17 protein-coding genes are annotated in these 20551 nt (G+C 51.2%); 3 read left to right on the top strand and 14 right to left on the bottom strand.

Going from position 1 to position 20551, the window contains the following annotated elements:
• Positions 1-9 precede the first annotated feature (9 nt).
• From ACOQPU_RS01470 to ACOQPU_RS01455, 4 genes are all read right to left on the bottom strand, one after another.
• Positions 10-831 (bottom strand): SAM-dependent methyltransferase, encoded by an 822-nt coding sequence (locus tag ACOQPU_RS01470; protein WP_420643364.1) that lies wholly within the window; start codon positions 829-831, stop codon positions 10-12.
• Positions 828-3641: a GAF domain-containing protein gene (locus tag ACOQPU_RS01465; protein ID WP_420643363.1), complete on the bottom strand. Its 2814-nt coding sequence runs from the start codon at positions 3639-3641 to the stop codon at positions 828-830. The genes ACOQPU_RS01470 and ACOQPU_RS01465 overlap by 4 nt, the downstream gene beginning before the upstream one ends.
• 6 nt (positions 3642-3647) lie before the next feature.
• On the bottom strand, positions 3648-4082 hold the full coding sequence (locus ACOQPU_RS01460) for a response regulator (RefSeq protein ID WP_420643362.1): 435 nt from the start codon (positions 4080-4082) through the stop codon (positions 3648-3650).
• Positions 4083-4304: 222 nt separating this feature from the next.
• On the bottom strand, positions 4305-5765 hold the full coding sequence (locus ACOQPU_RS01455) for a glycoside hydrolase family 13 protein (protein ID WP_420643361.1): 1461 nt from the start codon (positions 5763-5765) through the stop codon (positions 4305-4307).
• A 180-nt stretch (positions 5766-5945) separates the two neighbouring features.
• Between ACOQPU_RS01455 and ACOQPU_RS01450 the strand changes: the two genes are divergently transcribed.
• Positions 5946-6440 carry an aminoacyl-tRNA deacylase gene (locus ACOQPU_RS01450; protein WP_420643360.1) on the top strand — a complete coding sequence of 165 codons (495 nt, stop codon included), beginning with the start codon at positions 5946-5948 and terminating at the stop codon, positions 6438-6440.
• Positions 6441-6617: 177 nt separating this feature from the next.
• Here the strand turns inward: ACOQPU_RS01450 and ACOQPU_RS01445 are convergent, their stop codons facing one another.
• The 10 genes from ACOQPU_RS01445 to ACOQPU_RS01400 all read right to left on the bottom strand — a co-directional run bounded on the left by ACOQPU_RS01445 (position 6618) and on the right by ACOQPU_RS01400 (position 16193).
• Complete coding sequence (locus ACOQPU_RS01445; protein WP_420643359.1) at positions 6618-8276, bottom strand: ArnT family glycosyltransferase; 1659 nt, start codon at positions 8274-8276, stop codon at positions 6618-6620.
• Positions 8273-8467, bottom strand: coding sequence for a hypothetical protein (locus ACOQPU_RS01440; RefSeq protein WP_420643358.1), 195 nt, complete (start codon positions 8465-8467; stop codon positions 8273-8275). Before ACOQPU_RS01440 ends, ACOQPU_RS01445 begins: the two co-directional genes overlap by 4 nt.
• Positions 8468-8602: 135 nt before the next feature.
• Positions 8603-9436, bottom strand: a complete 834-nt coding sequence (locus tag ACOQPU_RS01435) for an alpha/beta fold hydrolase (RefSeq protein WP_420643357.1) — start codon at positions 9434-9436, stop codon at positions 8603-8605.
• Positions 9437-9448: 12 nt separating this feature from the next.
• Positions 9449-10507: a CysS/YqeB C-terminal domain-containing protein gene (locus ACOQPU_RS01430; protein WP_420643356.1), complete on the bottom strand. Its 1059-nt coding sequence runs from the start codon at positions 10505-10507 to the stop codon at positions 9449-9451.
• Positions 10508-10756: 249 nt separating this feature from the next.
• The gene (locus tag ACOQPU_RS01425) at positions 10757-11254 is read right to left on the bottom strand and encodes a hypothetical protein (RefSeq protein ID WP_420643355.1); all 498 of its coding nucleotides are present in this window, start codon (positions 11252-11254) and stop codon (positions 10757-10759) included.
• Positions 11251-13248 carry a methylmalonyl-CoA mutase family protein gene (locus ACOQPU_RS01420; RefSeq protein ID WP_420643354.1) on the bottom strand — a complete coding sequence of 666 codons (1998 nt, stop codon included), beginning with the start codon at positions 13246-13248 and terminating at the stop codon, positions 11251-11253. The genes ACOQPU_RS01425 and ACOQPU_RS01420 overlap by 4 nt, the downstream gene beginning before the upstream one ends.
• 157 nt (positions 13249-13405) lie before the next feature.
• The gene (locus ACOQPU_RS01415; RefSeq protein ID WP_420643353.1) at positions 13406-14626 is read right to left on the bottom strand and encodes a macrolide family glycosyltransferase; all 1221 of its coding nucleotides are present in this window, start codon (positions 14624-14626) and stop codon (positions 13406-13408) included.
• Positions 14623-15294 carry an L-2-amino-thiazoline-4-carboxylic acid hydrolase gene (locus tag ACOQPU_RS01410; protein WP_420643352.1) on the bottom strand — a complete coding sequence of 224 codons (672 nt, stop codon included), beginning with the start codon at positions 15292-15294 and terminating at the stop codon, positions 14623-14625. The genes ACOQPU_RS01415 and ACOQPU_RS01410 overlap by 4 nt, the downstream gene beginning before the upstream one ends.
• Entirely contained in the window at positions 15291-15803 is a 513-nt protein-coding gene (locus tag ACOQPU_RS01405; protein ID WP_420643351.1) for a nitroreductase, read from the bottom strand. The genes ACOQPU_RS01410 and ACOQPU_RS01405 overlap by 4 nt, the downstream gene beginning before the upstream one ends.
• Before the next feature lie 195 nt (positions 15804-15998).
• Entirely contained in the window at positions 15999-16193 is a 195-nt protein-coding gene (locus ACOQPU_RS01400; RefSeq protein WP_420643350.1) for a hypothetical protein, read from the bottom strand.
• 47 nt (positions 16194-16240) lie between these two features.
• Here ACOQPU_RS01400 and ACOQPU_RS01395 point away from each other — a divergent pair, with 47 nt between their 5' ends.
• Positions 16241-18160 (top strand): cation:proton antiporter, encoded by a 1920-nt coding sequence (locus ACOQPU_RS01395; RefSeq protein ID WP_420643349.1) that lies wholly within the window; start codon positions 16241-16243, stop codon positions 18158-18160.
• Between the two features lie 178 nt (positions 18161-18338).
• Positions 18339-20444 (top strand): alpha/beta fold hydrolase, encoded by a 2106-nt coding sequence (locus tag ACOQPU_RS01390; protein ID WP_420643348.1) that lies wholly within the window; start codon positions 18339-18341, stop codon positions 20442-20444.
• Positions 20445-20551: the final 107 nt, after the last annotated feature.

Below are 20551 nucleotides of genomic sequence, written 5' to 3'. Positions count from 1 at the left end.
GAATTGATCTTACTGCTTCAGCAAAAAAGCAGCATAAAACGCCATGCCAATCCCTTCCTGATCGGCTTCGGTAATAAAATCTTCTGGCAACCCCAAAAATTGCGAAATGGGCTCAACCAGGCTGGTGTGCCACGGTTGCAGCATCTCAACAGAATCTTGCAGGGTATTTAGCTCGATGGGTAGCTGCGCCTGACGGCACAACTCTAAAAATTTATAATACCCTTCCGGCATTTTCAGCTCGCCGTGCGTTTGAAAAACCAGAAACAGCTTGGAGCCAATCGGTGCCCAATCAAAAAGCGTTGTTGCCAAATGTTGCACCTGTGCTTCCGTTAAAAATAGCTGGAGGCTGTTGAGGCCGATGGCCACTGGCTCATCCAAATTGATGAGTTTGAGCACTTCGGGTGCTTGTAAAATTGCCTCAGGATCACGACCGTTGCCCCGAATGTAGGCCAAATTGTCGTGCTCGCTGAATAAGGAACGGCCGTAGCTCACGGAAACTGGATTAATATCGCTGTACACAATGCGGCAGCCAGGGGCAAAGGCGTGCAAATGATCATCAGATGGCATTCCCGAGGCCAAGTCTAAAAATTGTGTAAATCCTTCGAGGCGCAAAATTTGGGCAGCTTCCTGAATAAATGCACGGCGCAGTCGCACCCATTTTCGTAGCGAAGGCAGCATCTTTAACATTTCGGCCGCAGCCAGACGGTCTACCTCAAAATGGGCGGTGCCACCTATCATGTAATCAAAAATGCGCGCCATATTTGGCAGCGAAGTGTCCAGAAAAATGGCACTGTTAGATTTTGGTTTTTGTGACGAACCGATGCTGGTCATGAGTCCTCATTTTGACGGCCAAGCTGTAGGGCAACGGCCGTTCCATTCAACTGCTTAGAAAGTGCCTGCAAACCAACGCGCACAATCGCCTCCACGTCAGCCGATTGGTGCATTTTGGCACTGATTTCATTTAGGTATGCCTGCTGCTGAGCGCGGGATTCTGCCTGGGCAAGCAGCTCAGCGTTTTGAATAGCTACCGCTAGCTGATCGGCCATAATTTGCAGCGTGCCAATCAAATCGTCGTTAAACAAGCCGACCTGTTCACTTTGCACGGTGAGTGCCCCAATGGTTTCTCCCCGCACGCGCAAAGGCAGTGCCAACTCGGAGCGGGTGTTGGGCAAATGCGGGTTTGGCAGCCATTCTGGATCGATGGCCACATCATGGGTGATGCGCGGCTTGCCATCATTGGTTGCCCCGCCAACGAGCGATTGCCCACCTACAAGTAGCTGCCGTCGGGCTGCAATCTGCGCGGCACCTGCTGAGCCCGTACCGGCTTTTAGCACAGCGTACTTCTCATCCACCAGGAATAGCCCAACGTAATACAGTTCAAACCGTTCTTTGATTAAATTAACTGCTTCCTGGGTTAACGTTTCCAGGTTGAGGATGCTGGTGGTGGCGGCCGAAACTTCTGCGGCCGTTTGCATTTGCAGCCGCTGCTCAAACTGGATGGCCAGCGCATCTTGCACGGCCACAAGCTGCAACAGATTATTGATGGCGATGGAGAGCGCACCGGCAATGGTGGTTAGCAACTGAATATCACGGTCGCTGAACGGCTCCAGATTTTGCAAGGACAGTACACCAATGAGCCGATTGGTTACAATGAGCGGAAGTCCTAGCCAAAATTCATGATAATCATCTGTTTTACCAACCTGAAATGAGTTGAACTTTGCCTGATTTTCTGGTGTGGCCTGAATGTGCAGCGTGCTACGGGTGCGAACCACATGCCCACTAAAGCCAGATTCCAACGAAAGCGGCGGAATGTCAGACAAATCAATCTCTTCACCGTAATCATATAGGTAGAGCCAGTTCAGGTGTTCCTGGTCATCTGCCACTAGAAAAATAGCCAGCCCCGTTGCTTCAACCAGCGAGAGAATCTCGCGTCGGGTGGCTTTGTAAACCTGGTTTAGGTTGGGTGCTTCTGAAAGAGCCAGACTAAGTCGGTTTAAGGAGCTTAGTTGGGCCACCCGCGCTTGGGTTTCTGAGGTGAGGGTGGCGTTGGCTAGAGAAACGGCCGTTTCATTTGCCATCGCCTGCGCCAGTTGAATCTCGTTATCTGTGAAATTAGATTGACCCTGGCTGCGATACAGGCGAACTAGCCCCAAAGACCGACCGCCTTGTACCAGCGGTACGTCCAGGCAGCTGTGCTGCTGGTTCTCTTCCAATTGGTCACGTTCAGCCGCGTCCAAATGGCCATCTTCAAGATGCCACACCTTCGCTTGTCCAGTGGTTAAGGCTTTGTGCATACCAGGATGTTCAGCCAAATCATGCGTTGCCAAATCCAGCCCAAACTGGTCAATAGCTCCAGTTGCCAAATCATAAATAAAGTCAACCTGGGCGGCCACTCTGTTTTCCTCTGGTTCCCAAACGAAAATGGTGCAGCGTGACGCTTGTAGCCACGTCGTGAGTGCTCTGGCCGCGCGACGGTGCAGCTCACCCACGTCTAGCGTGCTGGAGAGCAAGGAGTTGTACTCATACAGAATGCGCGCTTCGTTTAGACGCGTTTCAGTTTGGGCAAAGAGGCGGGCATTATCAATGTTGATGGCAATCTGGTTGGCAATAATTTGCAGGATAGAAACATCCTCGCGGGCAAAAATGCCAGGGCGATCGCCCTGTACATCCAGCACGCCTAGTAGCTCGCCACGGGCCACCAACGGCAAGGCAAGCTCGGCTCGCGTGTTGGGCAAAAACGGTTCTTCTTTGTAAGCCGGATCGATTTGAACATCATCCACAACCCGTGCTTTGCGGTGCAACCCCACCCAACCAACAATAGAATGGTTATCAATTGGCAATTTATACCGCAAATTGATGAGATCAACTGGCACGTCGGTAGCCACTTCCCGCAAATGCAGCATTTTCCGTTGAGCATCGGTGAGAAATAAAGAGACGTGATAAAAGCTAAACTGAGACTTGAGCAGAACGGCCGTATCTCGCAGCAGCTGATCCAAATCCAGAGAACTGCTCCCCTGCTCTGCAATTTCCGCCCCAAACCGAAGCTGATGTGCCCGCCGCTCCAGCAAATTGCTTTGCTCCATTAACTCATTTGCCAGCAATTTAGAGTTACGGAGTGCGCTTTGCAAATATTCCGCAGTGGCCCAAGCTACGATGCTAATCCCCAGGCACGTTACCAAAAATTCCACAATTGCTAACAGCGAAAACATATCTGACAAAATGAAAAAAGCAGAAACGGAGGCAAGGGTTAAGGCACTGTAAAATAGTGAAGCCTTCACGGAATCCAATGTCGCAATGGCTACAACCGAGATCAACATCAGATATGGAAAAAACAGATTGCGGGTCGTGGTAACCAGCAAAAAGAAAAAGATGAAGTTCAGTATGCCAAAGAAAAAGTGGGCGGCCAGCCGAATTTTACCGGTGCGAATAATGAACAGCGTCAGCAAGCCAAACAGTAGCGAGATAATAAGCTGAAAAACAGCAACAGTGGAGGGTATTTGTGAGGGTTGAACGATCTCAAAGATTGCGCGCAGCACGCTTAGCCCAATGAGTACGGCGACCAAGCCTTGCAATAGGGCAGCTTTTCGCTGCGTTTCTACATCGTTACTGTTTACTTTGAGAAGGTTCAAAGAGGCAAACATGAGGGATTAGATTCCTAAATCCCACACAGGCTCCCCGTTTAGAATTTGTTTGATTTGTTCTGGGAAGCGGTCAGCGTCCAGCGGTTTAGAGAGGAAGCCATCGAACCCGGCTTCGCGGGCTTTGTGCATTTCGGCACTGCTGCCGTGGGCGGTCACCACAACAACCAGCGTGTTTTGTAAGTGAGGATCGGTACGGATTTGCTTGAGGGCTTCATATCCATCTTCGTGTGGGAGGCGCAAATCCATCAGAATGAGATCGACGCGGGACATGGTGTTGGCAAAATCGACCACGCCCCAGCCGGTGGTTTTCCACTCACATTTTTGCACACCCATAAAGGCCAGCAGGCGGGCGATGAGCACAAAGTTTGAGACATTGTCTTCAACGACAAGGACGTAGGCATCTTTGGGATCAACAGGCGTTTTCAAATTGATATTACTCATACGGTGTTACCCTTTTGTGTGATACCGGTTTGCATCCTCAGCAGCTCCTCTTGGGGAAAAAGTATTGACCCGGTTTGCCAAGTAAAGACGGGCTGGCTTACTTTCTGGATTAACATCTATTTTGCTGTGGATGGTACCGATAAATTATATGATAGCGATTTGTAGCTATTAATGCCGTTAAGGATACGAAAAAAGTGAACCATTTGAGTAAGGCAATAGTTGTTACGGGCTGCTCACCCAAACACGGCCGTTTCTGGAGGGCAGGGTGAGCGTGCTGTGTGCTTTAAACGGTTCGCCATTAGGGTTCAGTTTTTCTTCCAAATGATAGGCGAAGCCGGGCGGGGCAATGACCAGCTCTTCTTGCTGCCCCATGTTGAAGGCCACAACGGCCGTTTGTGCCTGATATTGCCGTTGATACACGACCACTGACTCATTGGCATACATGATGCGAAAATTACCCCACCGCAGCGCAGGCGTATCGTGCCGTAGCTGAATATACTGTTTCAAATCCTCCAACAAAGTTGTGTCCCAACTGCCCTCATCGTGCCAGGGGAACGCGCCTCGGCAATGCGGATCGTGCCCGCCAGACATGCCAATCTCGTCTCCGTAATAGATGTTGGGCGCACCAGGCGTCGTCATCTGGCATAAGTACATTAAGCGCAGGGCTGTCTTGTCGTGGCGAGCTACCGTGAGGGTGCGCGGCACATCGTGGCTGCCCAGCATGTTCATCTGCGAGAGGACAATCTCTGGATCGTAAAGTTGGTTAAAAATGCGATCCAGCTCTGTGGCGAATTGGGAGGCATTTAACGATTGAATATACCCATACCCGGTGCGTACCGTGTCGGTTTGGTCCATGTTGTGCCCAGAGAAAAAGCCCAGCGCAGCCCGCGAAAACAGATAATTCATCTGGCCGTCGAACTGGTCGCCTTGCAGCCAGCGATGCGCCTCGCCCCACAGTTCACCCACAATGTACGCATCGGGATTAATGTTTTTGCAACGCCGCCGAAATTCCCGCCAAAATTCATCATCATCAATCTCGTTAGGAACGTCCAGCCGCCAGCCATCAATGCCTTTTTTGAGCCAGTAGGCGGCGATTTGCCACAAAAATTCGCGAACAGCAGGCGTTTTGGTGTTAAATTTTGGCAGTGAGGGAATGCCCCACCAGGCATCATAATTGGGTTGCTGCCCGTCGTTAAAGGCGTTGATTGGCCAACTATGAACATGAAACCAGTCGGTGTACGGAGATTCTTCTCCGCATTCCATGAGATGATTAAACTGGAAGAAGCCACGACTGGCGTGATTGAAGACGCCATCCAAAACGACGCGGAAACCTTGCCCCTGCGCAGCTTCCAAAAATTCAGCAAAAGCGCGATTCCCACCCAAAATGGGGTCTACATGGAGATAATCATGCGTGTGATACCGATGGTTGGAGGCGGAGGAAAAGATGGGGTTGAGGTAAATAGCATTCACCCCAAGTGATTGCAAATAGGGCAGCTTCTCAATGATCCCCAGCAAATCGCCCCCCTGAAAGCCGTGAAAGGTTGGCGTGGCTCCCCAAGGCTGCAAATTTCTTGGCTTGGGCAAGTAGCCATTTTTACCGAAACGGCCGCTCTTGGCGAATCGGTCTGGGAATATTTGGTAAAATATTGCGTCTTTTACCCAATCAGGGGTGTGTACACTCATTGAGAGTTTCTCCTAATTAACCATTATAGGCAGTTTTTGTAACAGATCGTCTATCTATTTTAAGTAAAGAGTACCATTTTAACACTACAAATTTACCCTTTGGTTTTATTTTACTATAAGAAATGGTTATATCATGCTTTGTCTGACCCAATTAGGCTAAATAAAGCAGGAAAGAGCAAAATGGCAATTAATAAAACATTGGCGATGCGCCTACTAGAAGGAAAAAAAGTTAACTACCAGGCGATTCAGTATGATGCGAGTGAGCGGGACGCAGAAATGATTGCGCTGCAGCTAAGCGTGCCACCGGAACAGGTATTTAAGACGCTGGTTGTGGTGCCGCCAGATGGCTCGCGCCACAAACCACTGCTGGCGGTTATTCCCGCAAATTACCAGCTAAATCTGAAAAAAGTGGCAAAATTATTAGGTGTAAAAAAAGTGAAGATGGCCAGCCACAAACAGGCGGAACAGATGACAGGTTTACAAGTAGGGGGAATTTCGCCGCTGGCACTGATCAATAAGGGATTTGCAATTTACCTAGATGAGTTGGCACTGGCGCAGCCACACATTTTTGTGAGTGCCGGAGAGCGTGGCACGCAAATCAGGCTGACCCCAGCCGACTTACGCAAAGTAACGAAGGCCAAATTGGCCGATCTCTCATCCCCAACCGAAAGCTAGCGTAAAGCCTAAAATCTGTCCGAAAAACCACAGGCTTGTGCTGAGCGAAGTCGAAGTAGGAAAAAGAGAAATCTGAGAAATGAACCTCCCCTCTAAGCCCTCTGTGAACCCTGTGGCGAATATTCGGACAGGTACAAGCCAAAATGCTACCTGCCTGCCTGTATAAACTTGCTCGTTTTATCTCGGCCGCATGATGCAGTAAACAAAGCCATTCATTTGCACCAAATCAGTGGTTTCGTACTGCTGGCCAATGGCCTCCAGCACGGGTGGCGGGTAGAACTGGGCGCGTAATATCACCGTGTCGAACGCTTGATTGTTGAGCATTGCCAGCATTTCGGTGAGATCGACCTGGTTGTTGTTGTACAGATTGAGCAGCTGGGTGGGGTTGGTGACGATATCGCGCCCAGCACGGAAGTTGAACCCGGCGTCCTCACTAAAAGCGGCCGTTTCCCCCTGCAAAATATGCTCTGTAATCTCAATGCCCGCTGCCGTGTCTGCAGCGGTGGGCAAACGCCCCAGCAGGGACACGCCTGCCGAATCGACATATGGAATTGGTTCCGGGTCGCGAGGGGCAGAGCAGGATGTTTGCGGTGCAATCATCACCTCGGTGGGGTAGCCCAAGGCGTTAGCGATAGCTGCCAAGATGGGGGTGTGCGTGGGCATGTGGAACATTTGCCGGGCCTGGAAAAGGAAGAGCAAAGGGATGACCGTGGCAACGGCCAAATAACGAATATTTAATTGTGAACTGTGAATTGTGAATGGTTTGGTCTTGGCCGAGGCAAGCAGGCGATTGAAGGCGAAGCCCGTCAGGATGCAGCTGGCGGCGATGGCGGTGGCAAAGTAGCTTTCGCCTGCGCCCCATTTGCCCGCCGTGACGCTGTTGAGTACGGCAACCACAAACCAGATTGAGTAGAGGGATAATCGCTCAAAATAGAGTTGGTAAACGGCAAAAAGACCAGCCGCTATTGTTAGAACAATGTGCAAGCGGAACCATTGGCGGAACAGCCCTTCTGCCTGGCCGGGTATGAATGGATTGATATTGGCCGTGACCGTGTTGAGGAACCAGTAGCCGTCGGTGGCGATGTTGAGCCAGAGGAAAATGAGCCCCGTTACGGCCGCAAACGGCACAGCCCAGGTGACAGCCCGCTTCGGTTGGCGCAAAAAGAGGAAAATGAAAACGGCCGCTACCGTGGCGTAAGCCAACTGCTTTGTGTAGCCAGCCGCCAAAAGCAGCAGCATCACCACGAGGAGGCGTTTATTGCGCGAACGGCCGTCTGCCTCCTCTTTTTCTACGGTTCTGGCCAAATAAACCACCGCCACTGCCTCAAACATCACCATGAACATATGCTGCCGAAACAGTGGCCCCACGTGATAAACATAGTTGGAAGCCAAAAACGCCAGCCCCACCAAAACAGAGAGCCACCATCGCTTGCCCGCTTTTTGCACCGCGTAACCAATGGCCGCCGCCGTAATGAGCGTTCCCAGATAAGAGACTAGTCGGCCCGTCCAATATTGCGGCCCGAAGGCCCACACGAGTGGCACAATGACCACATGAAACAGGGGAGGGTAGTTGGAGGAGTAAAATGGATAGCTGTCGTTGTCCCGGTAGGGCCATTCCCCCTGGCTGAACAGTACCGTGTCCATTAGTTCAAACCCTTCCCCCTGATCATAGTCAAAGGGAAATTGGAAGAGGGCGATGGCATACATATTGTACACTACGAAGTAACCCACAAAGGCCAGCAACGCCAGCCCGATGAGAACTTTGGGGAAAGTGGTAACGGCCGTTTCCCAGCCAGTTGTTTTAGTGTGCGTTGGTTCGATGGCGGGATTGCTCATGCGGGTTTGTCCCCCAGCGGCAGCAGCGTTAGCCCCACCAAAATAACAGCACCAGCGGTTAGCAACCCCAGACGTTGCGTCGGCCCAATGCCGCTAAATTGGCCTGCACCCACCAAATCCACGCCAAACAATCCTAAGACCCCTAGGACGCCCAAACCAATAAATGTCAACCCTAACTGTCTTTTTGTCATAAATTACACGTTCACCTTTAAAAATTTGCGCATGAAAGTGTATCTGAAATTGGGTGTGGGGTACAAAAACGACCGAATTTTCCAACTGCAAAAGGTGTTTTCAGCGTAGACAGTTTGGATGCACTATTTTGCCGGTCAATCAATAAAATCGAGCATTGCTTCGGCAAGCTGTTTGGGTCGATGGACGTGAATGTCGTGGGCTGTTTGCTCAAACCAGCGGACTTCTGCCCTTGGCAGGGCGGTGCTGGCGGCGGCTACCGCGCCACGTTTGCGCTGCGCCCACTCGCTGCCATCGTCAGCCGGGCAAATGAGTACAGGCTCCCGAACTTGCGAATAAAGGGCGGCGGGATGTTGATCGTACAGGGCGCGCAAAATTTTCATATGCTGCTCCAGAGTGAGCCACGGCCGTATAGTGCCATCGGGTAATGTTTCAAAATTGTGCATAGTAGCTTCTACACCTTCGTCCGACCAATCAGAATGGTGGGTGGATATCTGACTTTTGAGCTGATCACGCTGCACATTATTAAAAGCAGGGGGGCGCAACTGTTCGGCAATTTCTTCCCACGAACCGCGCCGATGCAGCTCTAAAAAACCACCGTCTACAAAGATGAGATGACTGGCCACGCCGGGATATTGTGCACCAAATGCCAACAGCACATTGCCACCCCAGCTTTGCCCTGCCAAAATGGGCTTTTTCCAACCCAAAACCCCGATGAGACGGTGCAGATCGGCAGTGACGGTTGTGAAGTCGTAGCCGTGGTCGGGTTTGTCGCTTTGGCCGTGGCCGCGTTGGTTTACGGCCGTTACCGGGTGCCCAACTGTCGCCAATACTCGAGCCACGCCGTCCCAGGTGCGGGCGTTGCTGGAGAGGCCATGAATGAGGAGAAACGGCCGTTTCTTTCCCTCTTGATTCCATTCCCGAACCTGCAACTTAATCCCTACATCCACAAATCGCTCTATTGCTTCCATTCTGCTACCTCGTCACCCTAACGGCTCCAAATACGGCCCTTCCGGCGTGTCGCGCACCTGCCAGCCCAATGCTTCCAGCTCGTCGCGTAGCGCATCTGCTTTGGCCCAATCTTTGGCTGCACGCGCCTCTGTGCGAGCCACCAACAGTTGCTCTGCTTTGGATGAAGGTGTGCTGATCTCATCTGGCGTTTCTTTTTCTTGCTGTAATTGCACGGCTTTTTGCCATACGTTGGTTGGAATCCCATCGCCTGCAGCTGGCAGATGCCATTGCCCTAGCTGTTCAAGCGGAAAACTGGTTCTGTGGTCAAAGTAATTCGCCTTGTCTTGATCTAGCAATGTCACGCCCCCGTTCCCTTTTACATAGCATTGTCCAGCAGCAAAATCCAAAATGAGCGATGTATGTTCGTCAATCCCCAAAATTTTTATCTTGGGATCAATCATTTTGCGCAGGCGATTGAACCGATCTTTACCCAGATAACAGTGGCTGGTATCCAATTCGCTGCCGCCGTCATTGTTGTTCCAGTGGGGAATTACGATGAGTGGCAGGCCGTAATCTCTCATAAAATCTAAACCTGGCTTCCAATGCAAATCTTCACCCACCTTATAAATTTCGTAGACGGGCATGGTTTGGGCACTAAAAGCCAAAACGGCCGAACTGGAGAGAAACAGTGATGCTCCCAACCGATGCCGAGCTTTAATAATGTCCAATGCCAGGCTGTCCTTAAGCTGACGGGCACAGTAGGTGGGGCTACCCGGCCCCAGCAAAATTTCATCTGCGAGGTAGACGGGTTCTACGATTTCTGGATTGTCCGGGCTAAGTGGGGTGCCTTTTTTGCGGGCAGGCACCAGTTGAACGTCTAGTTCATAATTTTGCAGACGCTTTTCCAAATAGGTTTTTATTTTTCCGACGACCAAATTGGAGTTGGGTTCAAAACCGGAAGGTGTTTCTAGGATGGTGATACGGCCGTTTGCCGGTAGCCGTTTGGCCACAAACTCATGTGTTTTGCCACTGGTGGGCATCGTTTCCCCCGAACCCAGCAGCACAATCAATCCTGGTGTGTCAGTTCCCATAGCTTTTAATCAATTTGTGAAAGGGCAGTCTTTGATGTAAATGAAGATGGCTCTCGAATTTTTAAGTATTTCGATCTGGTTATATGCAATTTATACAAGACTGACAACTAAACTATTGGAATCGCTTCTTGAGAAAAGCACCAGGCAGCATCTATCTATAGAACAGGCTGATCAAAAATTGATGATGGAGAACTTCAGGCTAAAACGGGGGGCAAAGTGTGTGGCAGGTTTTACGTATGCCAAAGTTGATTACACAATTTGATGATGCTTAACGCCAGTTTGGACCAACTGTTTGGCTTGCTGAAAATCTGCCTCCGTGGCAAAAGCAGCCATGGGGAGCCAATGCGAGACAGCTCGTTGCGCATAAAGCAAAATGCCCTCATCTGTAATCAAGGCGTCATCTAGTTTTGTCCACGCCTTGGTGAACTCTCTGGCTGGCGAGGTTCCGGCTAGCCCTTGTTTATTGAGCTGCCAAACAATTTCTTGGCCCAACATGGGCACCCGGCTGGCGTTCCGCTTGGCTAACTGCTGTAATATAAGGGGGAGTGCCACTAGGAAAAGCCCTGGCAACAAAGCTGGCATGAGGGTGATAATCGGGCTGCCCTGAAACATATTGATCATGGCAAACAGCACCATGAGGCCCCCCAATAGTGGCAATATTCTGAGAAACCGCTGCCGATATTTGAAGTGCAGCATAAATCCTTGTAGGACGATCGCTTCGGTCAGGACAACCCGTGCTTCGATCATAGGCCAAGCCTCCCTTGCAGCCATTGGTTCAGTGCCAGGCAATCGGCACCCAGGTAGATGAAGTTGTCGATACCGGCGGCTTTGTGGGCGTCAATTTGGGCTTTGGGGTAGCCTGCCAGAATGAGCGTGGCGTCTGGCTGCTGTGCTTTGATGGCCTGTGCCAGCGGCGGCACGATTTCTGGGTAGGTGTCGTCGGTGGAGCAGATGACGATGGCGCTAGTTCCAGAGGCCAAAGCAGCCTCGGCCGCAGCCTCTGGCGACCCAAACCCTCCGGAATCCAGCAGCTCAAAGCCACCCACTTCAAAGAAGCCATGCGTAAAGTCGGCGCGGGCTTTGTGCTGGCGTAATGGCCCCATGTTGGCCAAAAAGAGTTGAGGTGGATGGCCATGCTTCTCGGCAAACTTTTCTGCTTTTTGGCGCAATCTCACAAAGGGGGCATCTGGGTGGAACGGCCGTAACGCCTCCACTTTCACCATTTCTGTCCCATCCAAAAGGACATTTTGCAACTGCTCCAATGTGGCCCCTGCCTGGGCGGCGGCAATAGCGAAACGCATTTGGTTGGCAGGGGCGGCGGTGGCCAATGCTGCCAATGTGGGTTCTGGATTCCGTTCTGGTTGCCGAGTGAGGAGTATCGGTTCCTGTTCTGGTTTTGGCAGCGGGGCTTCCCCGACGTTGGGGTACATATTGGTGCCCACCATGACAGCTTTGCGTTTGGCTAAATCTTGTTGTCGGGCAACGGTCGTTGCCCCAATTTGCCCCTGAATCATGCCAGCCTTTAGAGCACCAACTATGCCCCCAGCCGCCTCAATCTCCTGGAAGTACGCCCAGCCGCGCTGTGCCAATTCGTCCGTGAGATATTCCACCAGGTAAGAGCCGCCTGCCGGATCAACCAGGCGGGACAGATTGACTTCATCTTGCAAAATGATTTGCACGTTACGAGCAACGCGCCGCGAGAAGTCGTTTGGTTGGCGTTGGGAGGCATCGAACGGGGTGATTTGGAGGCTGTTTGCGCCGCCAAGGGCCGCTGCGAACGCTTCCGTTGTGGCCCGCAGCATGTTTACGTGCGGGTCTAGCTGGCTCTTGCTGCTTTGGCTGGTTTGGGCGTGAATATTTAATTTTTGGGCAGAATCGCTGCCGCCAAAGGCGGCGATCATCTGCGACCAGGCGGCACGTGCGGCGCGCAGTTTGGCGATTTCCATAAAAAAGTCGCTGCCGATGCTGAAAACGGCCGTCACCCTTGTCACAATCTCATCAATGGCCAAGCCTCGCTGCTGGAGCTGCCGGACGTGGTGAACGGCCGTTGCCAACAGCAGCCCAATTTCCTGCACGGCGTTGGCCCCGCAATCCCGATAAATGGCGGGGAAAACCGCGAGGGTGCGCAGGTTGGGGGCGTGTTGGCTGGCGTATTTGGTGAGAACGGCCGTTTGGTCATACATCGCGTCGAGCGGCTGGCGGTCACCAGAGGACAGCCAAGCGACGGGATCATGCAGCAAGCTGCCGTTCATGTTGGCCAACTCGTCGCCTTTAGCGGCGGCTAGCTGGGCCAAGATGGGCAGGCCGTGCTGGCACCAAATGTAGAGCGGCGTTTGGGTTAGATCAACATCGGTGAAGATGGTGCGAAGCTCGTCTGCCGTAAAGTGCGAATCAGGTACCCAGCTTACGGCCGTTTGCCCATGTGCCAAATCGTGCCGTAGCTGTTCGTTTAGCCGGTGGGGCTGCCCTTCTAGTAGCGTTTGGGCAATGAGCCACGGCTTGCCAGTGGGTGACGTTGCTTCGGTGCTGCGGCGGTAAGGTGGTTTGCCGGGTACGGCCGTTTGGGGTGGCGCGACGGCATTCAGCAGCGGGTCAATAGGAATGCCCTCGTAACTGAAGTCCGTCAGTTTTTCAATTGGCTTTCCTTTGAGAGAAGCAACGGTAGCGGCAATCCATTCTTCGGCGGTGGGGGGGGTAAATTCAGCAAAAAGTGGGGTTTTTGCAGACAAATCATCAGACATGAACAAATTCTCCCTAGAGGTTTCTCTAGTCGGCATGTTGTGACATAGTAGACTGTCTCACAATTTAGGCCGATATTGTGTTAATTGTACCGGGGTATCGTAATCGGCTCAATTCAATCTGTCGATTGATCTCTGTCATGCGGTATGGGGGTGAAGATCATGTCTGTGGCGTGGGATGTGCGAGAACGGCCGTAATCACGTCAGCCGCAGCCTGGTAGCCGCCAGATTTTTTGAAAGAGTTGCCGATCCGTTCGGCATTTTGACGGTAGCTGGGGGTGGTTAGCACGGTTTGCAGAGCGTTGTGTAATGCTTTGGGGGTGGTACGGCCGTATGGCGGACGGTCGCCCAGCACAATGGCCGCGCCATGCCGAGCCGCCTGCCGGCCATTGAGTGTTTGCTCCATCTGCTGCGGAATGACGATGAGCGGCACGCCAAAATACAAGCCTTCGTTGACGCTGTTCATACCCCCGTGGGTGATGAAGGCATCGATGCGAGGCAGGAGCTCTAACTGCGGCACAAAGTTTTGCACGATGAAGTTGTCTGGAATGGGGCCGAGCGCGTCGATGTCGGTTGTGCGTCCGGCGGAGAGGATAAATTGGATAGGGTAGGTACCGAATTGCTGGAATGCCATCTTGTAAAACTCATTTTTATTGTGATAGACGGTGCCTAGCGAAATGTAAATGAGTGGACGATTGTCTTTTGCGAGTAACTGCCAGGGGAAAACGGCCGTTTCACGACTCTCTGTATTGATAGATGGCCCAACAAAATGAAAAGTATCATCCACAAAATCCGTCTCTGGCTGAAATTCGCGAGAGGTGTAAACAATATTCGTGTCGCTGATGCAGGGGAAAATGTGGGAGTAGGGGAAAATATCGGGGCCAAATTGGCGTGTTAGCTGCCGCCGCCGTTGAAACAGTTCAGGTAGCTTTGGCACCGCTTGCCGCACAATCGCCACCCCATCCCAAAACGTCATCATGCCACGCACCCCTTCCTGCACAAAGGTGGAAATGGAGGAGACGGCCGGCAGCTTGAGCAAGGAAGCAGCCTGCATCCCCCAGAGGCAAATCGAGTCGAAGATAACCAGATCGGGCTGCTCCCGTTTTAGTTCCGCCAGCAGCCAGGGCAGCAGTCGCTGGCTTTGTTCCAATAACCACGTCGTTACGTTGACCAAATTGCTGGCGCGTCGGTTGAGTTCTTCTGTATCTGGCTGAGGGTTGGGGTACGGCCGAAATTCAGCCCCTGTTTGGGCAATCTTGGTGGCAAAATCAGCCGTGTTGTAGTAGATAATTTGATGCCCCCGCCGAATTAATTCGGCCGTTACGGCCAGCGTTGGGTTAACATGCCCATGCCCTGGCACATTGAGGAAGATTATCTTCATGGGGTGCCTTCTTTATGAAAACGAAAATCGCAGTGGGTGCAGCCCTGGGCAATGGTGCCTGTGCGCCTGAGCTGAATGCCCATCGCGGGGAAAAGTAAATAATCGATGCGGCACATAAAGGGCGTTAGCTCTGCTGCGCCTTGCTGAGCAAAAAACTTAACGATGCCACATTCCAAATAGTTGACTCCCCAGGTAAACGGTTTTTGGTTACCGGACACAACTTCAATAACAAAGTCGCCAGGATATTGACGTTTTTGGGAAACGGCCGCTTTCTTTTGCATCCGCTTTTGGTTCCAGTTAGAGAGGTAATATTTGCCAATGAGATGGCGCAGCCACTGGGGAAAACGGTTGACTTGCGCTTGAGCTATTTCATATAAAAGCTCACCAATTTCATCCACACGCTTGCCGTGCTGCTTCAAAACCCGGTACAAGGCTAACAGGCTACTCATCTGAATCAGGGTGTCTGTCATGCTGTTGGCAGAGCCACCAATGTAGGGAATTTGCGGGATCAGGTTCTCGAATTCGGTGGTTGATTGGCTTACGGTCGTTTGAGCCAATTGAGTTCCATACTTCTGCTTCAGAATCGGCTCACCAATTTTCATCATCTTGCGATGGTTTTTAAGCAGTTTACCTTGCTGTTTTGTGTAATAGTTTGTTAGCGTACTCATGATCTTTTGGGGTTAGCTGTCAGCATGGCAATGAAAAAAGCTGGCAAAATTGCCAGGGGCAGGGCAGGCAGTGCCGTTTTGAGATGAAAGCCATAATCGTCATACCCCGCCATCCCTTCTGTGCCGGGGAAGATGAGGAATTTAGGCTTTATGGTGACAAAGATAAGCCAATCTAGAATCACCAAATCAAAGAGCCAAAAGTAAAGAAAAAGACCATACGCATTAAGAAAGGCCGTTTTGAAAGGAAGTTCACCCTCATTTTGACGCTTGAGCAAAATGTTTGAGCGAATAACGCCACCAAAAAGAATCAGAAAAAATGGAAGTGCTACAAAAAGCGTTTGTCGTTTTGCCTTTTCGCTTTTGGAGCCAAACTTTTCCCGGATGTCGGGTGGGGCGTCATGCACCCAAATTTCAGGATTTAGGTATAAGGTGCCAAAGATAACGGCCGTTAAGCTCACACTGATTGCCGTTCCATCTTTGAGAAGTCGGTTTGGTGGTAAATATGCCATAGGCGGTTTGCTCCGCTTTAAAAATTAGATACGTCTAAATTATAAATGAGAAGCACAGAATGTCAATTACTGGTGAAAAGAAGCACCCAAACTGTGACAATATATTGACAAATAGTTTGCAGAACGGCTAAAATAGGGTGAAAATCAAGATTTTGTAACAGAACAAAGCAAAAAAGAGTACAATAACATTTATAATTATTCATTTGGAAACGAAACAAATCTCGCCACAAAAGTAGGATAGGCCGACAAGGTTGACCCAACAAAACCTTTGTCGGCCTCTTTCTTGGCTGGAATGTTCTGCAAACTACAGAAAATATATTGAGAGCCGAAGAGTGAGTTCTCTGTGGTTTGCTCAAGTAAAAGCGGGAGAAACGGCTCTGCTTGTTTCAAATTACTTTCCCGCTTATACACATAAATTGGGAATAAGGAGTTCGAGTATGATGCAATTGCTAATTCTATCTGTAAGTTTTCTTTTTGTTGCTTTGGCCGCAAAAAAAATTGGGGAATGGTTTTCTAAAGTCGGCTTACCATATATTACTGGCTATCTGCTTGCTGGTATGGTCGCTGGCCCATTTATCCTCAACTTAATACCAGAGGGTGCCACGACTGATTTGCGCTACATTGACGAGATTTCACTCGCGGTTATTGCGTTTGTGGCTGGAAGCGAACTGTACCTAAAAGAGATTCGTAGCCGAATTAGAAGTATTGCCTGGATCACCGGCACGGTTATGCTGGTCGCCTCTGTCTTGAGCGGGTTTGCGCTCTTTTTTCTCACAGAACTTATTCCTTTTACGCAAGGGATGGAGCTGACCAGTCGGGTGGCGGTAGCAATTTTAGGCGGCACGATTTTGCTGGCCCTGTCACCCGCTTCGACCATTGCGGTTATTAAGGAAGTACGCGCTAAAGGATCGTTTACGGCAACTGTTTTAGGTGTCACTGTCACAATGGATGTGGTCATTATTTTGCTTTTTGCGGTAAGCGTAGCTGTGGCCAGTGCCTTGCTCACTGGTCTGGGCTTCAATGCCAGCTTTGCGCTGCTTCTGGTTATTGATTTGGTGTCTGCGATTGTAGCTGGCTGGCTGGTTGGCCGACTGTTGCAGGCAACGTTAGCCAGCAACATGCACAAATATCTCAAAATTAGCGTGTTGCTTTTTATCGGCTTTGTCGTTTTTGCTGCTGCCTTTTGGCTGGTTGAATTTTCTCACGATAATTTGCCGTTAGAAATTCATGTCGAGCCACTGCTGGTAGCAATGATTGCTGGTTTTTACGTAACCAACTTCACAAACTTCCGGGATGAGTTTGCCATGCTGCTGCATGATGTGGGGCCAGCAGTCTACGTGGCCTTTTTTACGCTAACAGGCGTTGCCCTCAAGCTCGATATTTTGATCACGACTTTGCCCATTGCTCTGGCACTGTTTGCGGTGCGGGCGGGCGGCATAGCGATTGGCTCATCTATAGGCGGTAGGTTGGCTGGTGAATCGGCTGAATTTAACAAATACGCCTGGATGGGGTTGATTACCCAGGCAGGCATTGCCCTGGGCTTGGCACGCGAGGTTGCCGTTGAGTTCCCTGCCCTGGGGGACGCATTTGCCACCTTGGTCATCTCTGTGGTGGTGCTGAATGAAATTTTTGGCCCGATGTTTTTGAAGTCGGCGTTGCGACGGGCAGGGGAAGCCAATTTGCCAGTTCCGGCAGAGCCAGATGACGTGCGAGACGTACTGATTTTGGGTATCGAGGCGCAGTCCATTGAGCTGGCGCGGCAGTTACAGGCCGCCAACTGGCAGGTGATTATGGCGGATACCAACCGGGATCATGTTGAGCGGCTGTCTCATGAAGATTTATCTGAACATTATATTCCGGTTGTGAGTGAGGATACGCTCTCTGGCTTGATCAACAATTCGATTGATGCTGTTGTATCTATGCTGCCAGATGACGCTGAGAATATGAAGGTTGTGGAGCTGGCTCAGATGAAGTTTGGGGTCAAACGGCCGATTATCCGCCCCAATGATCTGACAATGATAGAAAAGTTTACCGAGATGGAAGCCCTGGTGGTGGACCCGGCTTCGGCAATGGTGTCGCTGTTGAATCAATCGGTGCGTGCGCCGCAGTCGGCGGCGGTGTTGCTCCATCAAGATTCTGGCCGCGAGATGGTGCAAGTAACGGTTAGCAACAAAGATGTGGACGGTCTGTTGGTGCGAGACTTGCGCTTGCCGAATGATGTGTTGTTCCTCGACCTAACGCGTAACGGCAGTTCCATTGTGCCGCATGGCTACACCCGCGTTCATTTGCAAGACGAGGTTACGCTGATCGGCAAAGCAGAAAGTTTGGAAGAAGCGACGTTAAAGCTGGGTTATTAACCGTTACCTTTTAGGGTTTGTAACGTATACTTGTCTACGCAAGCGACTGCTTGCCTATGATCTTGTAGGTCTGGGGATGGGCGGTGTGGCAAACGGCCGTTCCATCCCCACCTTTCATTTAATTTGCAGACCTTTCTGCCCATTTGCACCGTGCTGACGGTGTTTAGGAGTTTTTTGGATGAAATCATTACCAATTACGTTTCGGCTGGGGCTAGTAGCTTCTGCTGTACTGATTCTGGTTGGCTGTAATTCTGAAGAGGCAACGCCAACGCCAGAGCCAACGGCCGTTGCTGACAATACCACCGATGAAGAACAGCCTGATCCCATAGCGGAACCCACAGCCACTGACGAACCGACGGCCACGCCGCTGCCCCCAACAGCCACGCCAGAGCCCACTTCCACACCAGAACCGACGGCCACTCCGGAACCCGCTTATGTGCCAACCTTTGAATTTACAACCTGTGAATTTGGCATTCCTGGCAATCGCGATGTGGAATGTGGTTATCTGACCGTGCCTGAGAACCGGGACAATGTGGAAAACAGCCGTACCGTACAACTGCACGTTGCTATTTTTGCTAGCGAAAGTGAAAATCCTGCCCCAGACCCCATCCTTTATTTGGAAGGTGGCCCTGGTGGCGATGCGCTGGAAACAGTGCCACTCATTTTTGAAGACCGCTTTGCCCCCTTCCTGGCAAACCATGACTTCATCATGTTCGATCAGCGCGGCACGGGCTACTCGGAACCCTCCCTGGCCTGTCCGGAACTCATCGATCTTACGCTGGATACGCTGGATGATGATTTGACCACGGAAGAAGGACAAGCGTTGAATTTGGAAGCACTGGCTGAATGCCGCGAGCGTTTGGTTGATGAAGGCATCGACCTGACGGCGTACAACAGTGCCGAAAATGCAGCCGACGTCGCTGATTTGCGGATTGCGTTAGGATACGATGAGTGGAACCTGTTTGGCATTTCCTACGGCACCCGCCTGGCACAAACCGTTATGCGGGATTACCCAGAAGGCATCCGCAGTGTTATATTGGATTCTGCATACCCCTTGGCGGCCAATTTACAGTTGGAAACGGCCGTAAATGCTGAACGCGCCTTCACTGTTTTCTTTGAAGGATGTGCCGCTGACCCTGCCTGTGACGCCGCTTACCCCAATTTGGCTGAGGTCTTTGCCCAATTGGTCGCCGACATGAACGAAAATCCGATTCTGCTGGACGTCTATAATTTGACCGATCGGCAAAATTATGATGCGCTTCTCAATGGCGACTTCATGGTAAGTTTGCTGTTTAACGCCCTTTACAGCGTCGAACTGTTCCCAATCATGCCCAAGCTCATTTATGATGTTCGCGACGGCCGTACCACCGATCTCAGTCCGCTAGTGACCAATTTGCTTTACCAGCAGGAATTTTTCAGCCAAGGGATGCAGCTTTCTGTGCAGTGCAACGAAGAGATTAGCTTTGGCACGCCCGGTGACACCATGCCATCTACCGCCTATCCCTACCTTAACGAACTGTTTGAAGCCAGTTCCGTGACGGGGCAATTTGGCTTTGCCGTTTGCGATTTGTGGCAATCGGGCCAGGCAGACCCAATCGAAAATATGCTGGTCAACAGTGATCTGCCGACCCTCGTTTTGGCAGGTGAGTATGATCCCATCACCCCGCCTAGCTGGGGGCAAGATGTGGCCGAAGGGTTAACCGACTTTTACTACTTTGAGTTCCCCGGTATTGGGCATGGGGCCAGCGTTTCTGGTGATTGTCCATTGGCCATTACGCAAGCCTTCGTTGAGGATCCGACGACGGAGCCAAATGCCGCTTGTTTGGTAGAGATGAGCGGGCCGCAATTTGTGGTGCCCGTGGCAGATCTAACCATTGAGCTAGAAGCCTACACAAATGCCGATTTTGGCATCTCTGGCGAAAAGCCCGTTGGCTGGGAGGAAATTGCCCCAGGTACCTACGGCCGTGGTGAGTCAGCCTTGGATCAGACGGTGATTATTCAGCAAGCTGGCCCACCTGGATTAGGACCGGACGTGTTCCTCAACCTGCTGGCGTCTCAGCTTGGCCTGGAAGATGGTTTGGCAGAAAGCGGGGACTATGTGGATGCAAACGGCCGTACCTGGACACTGTACGCCGCTGATTTCCAGGGTTTCCCCATCAATGCTGGTTTTTATGAAGATGAGGCGGGCTTGCTCGTGGTCATTATGATTAGCGATAGTAACCAAACTGATGCTCTCTACGATGCAGTTTTCACCCCAAGCATGGATGCCTTGACGCGTAACTAAGAAGACTTACGCAATGAAGACTACAAAAGTCTTATTCTCTTTGGGAATTAGCACCATTAGACCCAAGACTTTTGTAGTCTGGTTAGGGCGAATAAGTAAGTGTTGCT

This window comes from Candidatus Leptofilum sp. (assembly GCF_965223285.1).
Lineage (GTDB): Bacteria > Chloroflexota > Anaerolineae > Promineifilales > Promineifilaceae > Leptofilum.
This window is presented reverse-complemented; position numbering and strand designations above follow the sequence as displayed.

Coding starts and splice junctions, on each gene's coding strand:
- ACOQPU_RS01405 (WP_420643351.1), bottom strand. CDS start 15,803: ATGGCATATTTACCACCAAACCGACTTCTCAAAGATGGAACGGCAATC.
- ACOQPU_RS01410 (WP_420643352.1), bottom strand. CDS start 15,294: ATGAGTACGCTAACAAACTATTACACAAAACAGCAAGGTAAACTGCTT.
- ACOQPU_RS01395 (WP_420643349.1), top strand. CDS start 16,241: ATGATGCAATTGCTAATTCTATCTGTAAGTTTTCTTTTTGTTGCTTTG.
- ACOQPU_RS01415 (WP_420643353.1), bottom strand. CDS start 14,626: ATGAAGATAATCTTCCTCAATGTGCCAGGGCATGGGCATGTTAACCCA.
- ACOQPU_RS01440 (WP_420643358.1), bottom strand. CDS start 8,467: ATGACAAAAAGACAGTTAGGGTTGACATTTATTGGTTTGGGCGTCCTA.
- ACOQPU_RS01445 (WP_420643359.1), bottom strand. CDS start 8,276: ATGAGCAATCCCGCCATCGAACCAACGCACACTAAAACAACTGGCTGG.
- ACOQPU_RS01465 (WP_420643363.1), bottom strand. CDS start 3,641: ATGTTTGCCTCTTTGAACCTTCTCAAAGTAAACAGTAACGATGTAGAA.
- ACOQPU_RS01430 (WP_420643356.1), bottom strand. CDS start 10,507: ATGGGAACTGACACACCAGGATTGATTGTGCTGCTGGGTTCGGGGGAA.
- ACOQPU_RS01455 (WP_420643361.1), bottom strand. CDS start 5,765: ATGAGTGTACACACCCCTGATTGGGTAAAAGACGCAATATTTTACCAA.
- ACOQPU_RS01420 (WP_420643354.1), bottom strand. CDS start 13,248: ATGTCTGATGATTTGTCTGCAAAAACCCCACTTTTTGCTGAATTTACC.
- ACOQPU_RS01460 (WP_420643362.1), bottom strand. CDS start 4,082: ATGAGTAATATCAATTTGAAAACGCCTGTTGATCCCAAAGATGCCTAC.
- ACOQPU_RS01425 (WP_420643355.1), bottom strand. CDS start 11,254: ATGATCGAAGCACGGGTTGTCCTGACCGAAGCGATCGTCCTACAAGGA.
- ACOQPU_RS01470 (WP_420643364.1), bottom strand. CDS start 831: ATGACCAGCATCGGTTCGTCACAAAAACCAAAATCTAACAGTGCCATT.
- ACOQPU_RS01390 (WP_420643348.1), top strand. CDS start 18,339: ATGAAATCATTACCAATTACGTTTCGGCTGGGGCTAGTAGCTTCTGCT.
- ACOQPU_RS01450 (WP_420643360.1), top strand. CDS start 5,946: ATGGCAATTAATAAAACATTGGCGATGCGCCTACTAGAAGGAAAAAAA.
- ACOQPU_RS01435 (WP_420643357.1), bottom strand. CDS start 9,436: ATGGAAGCAATAGAGCGATTTGTGGATGTAGGGATTAAGTTGCAGGTT.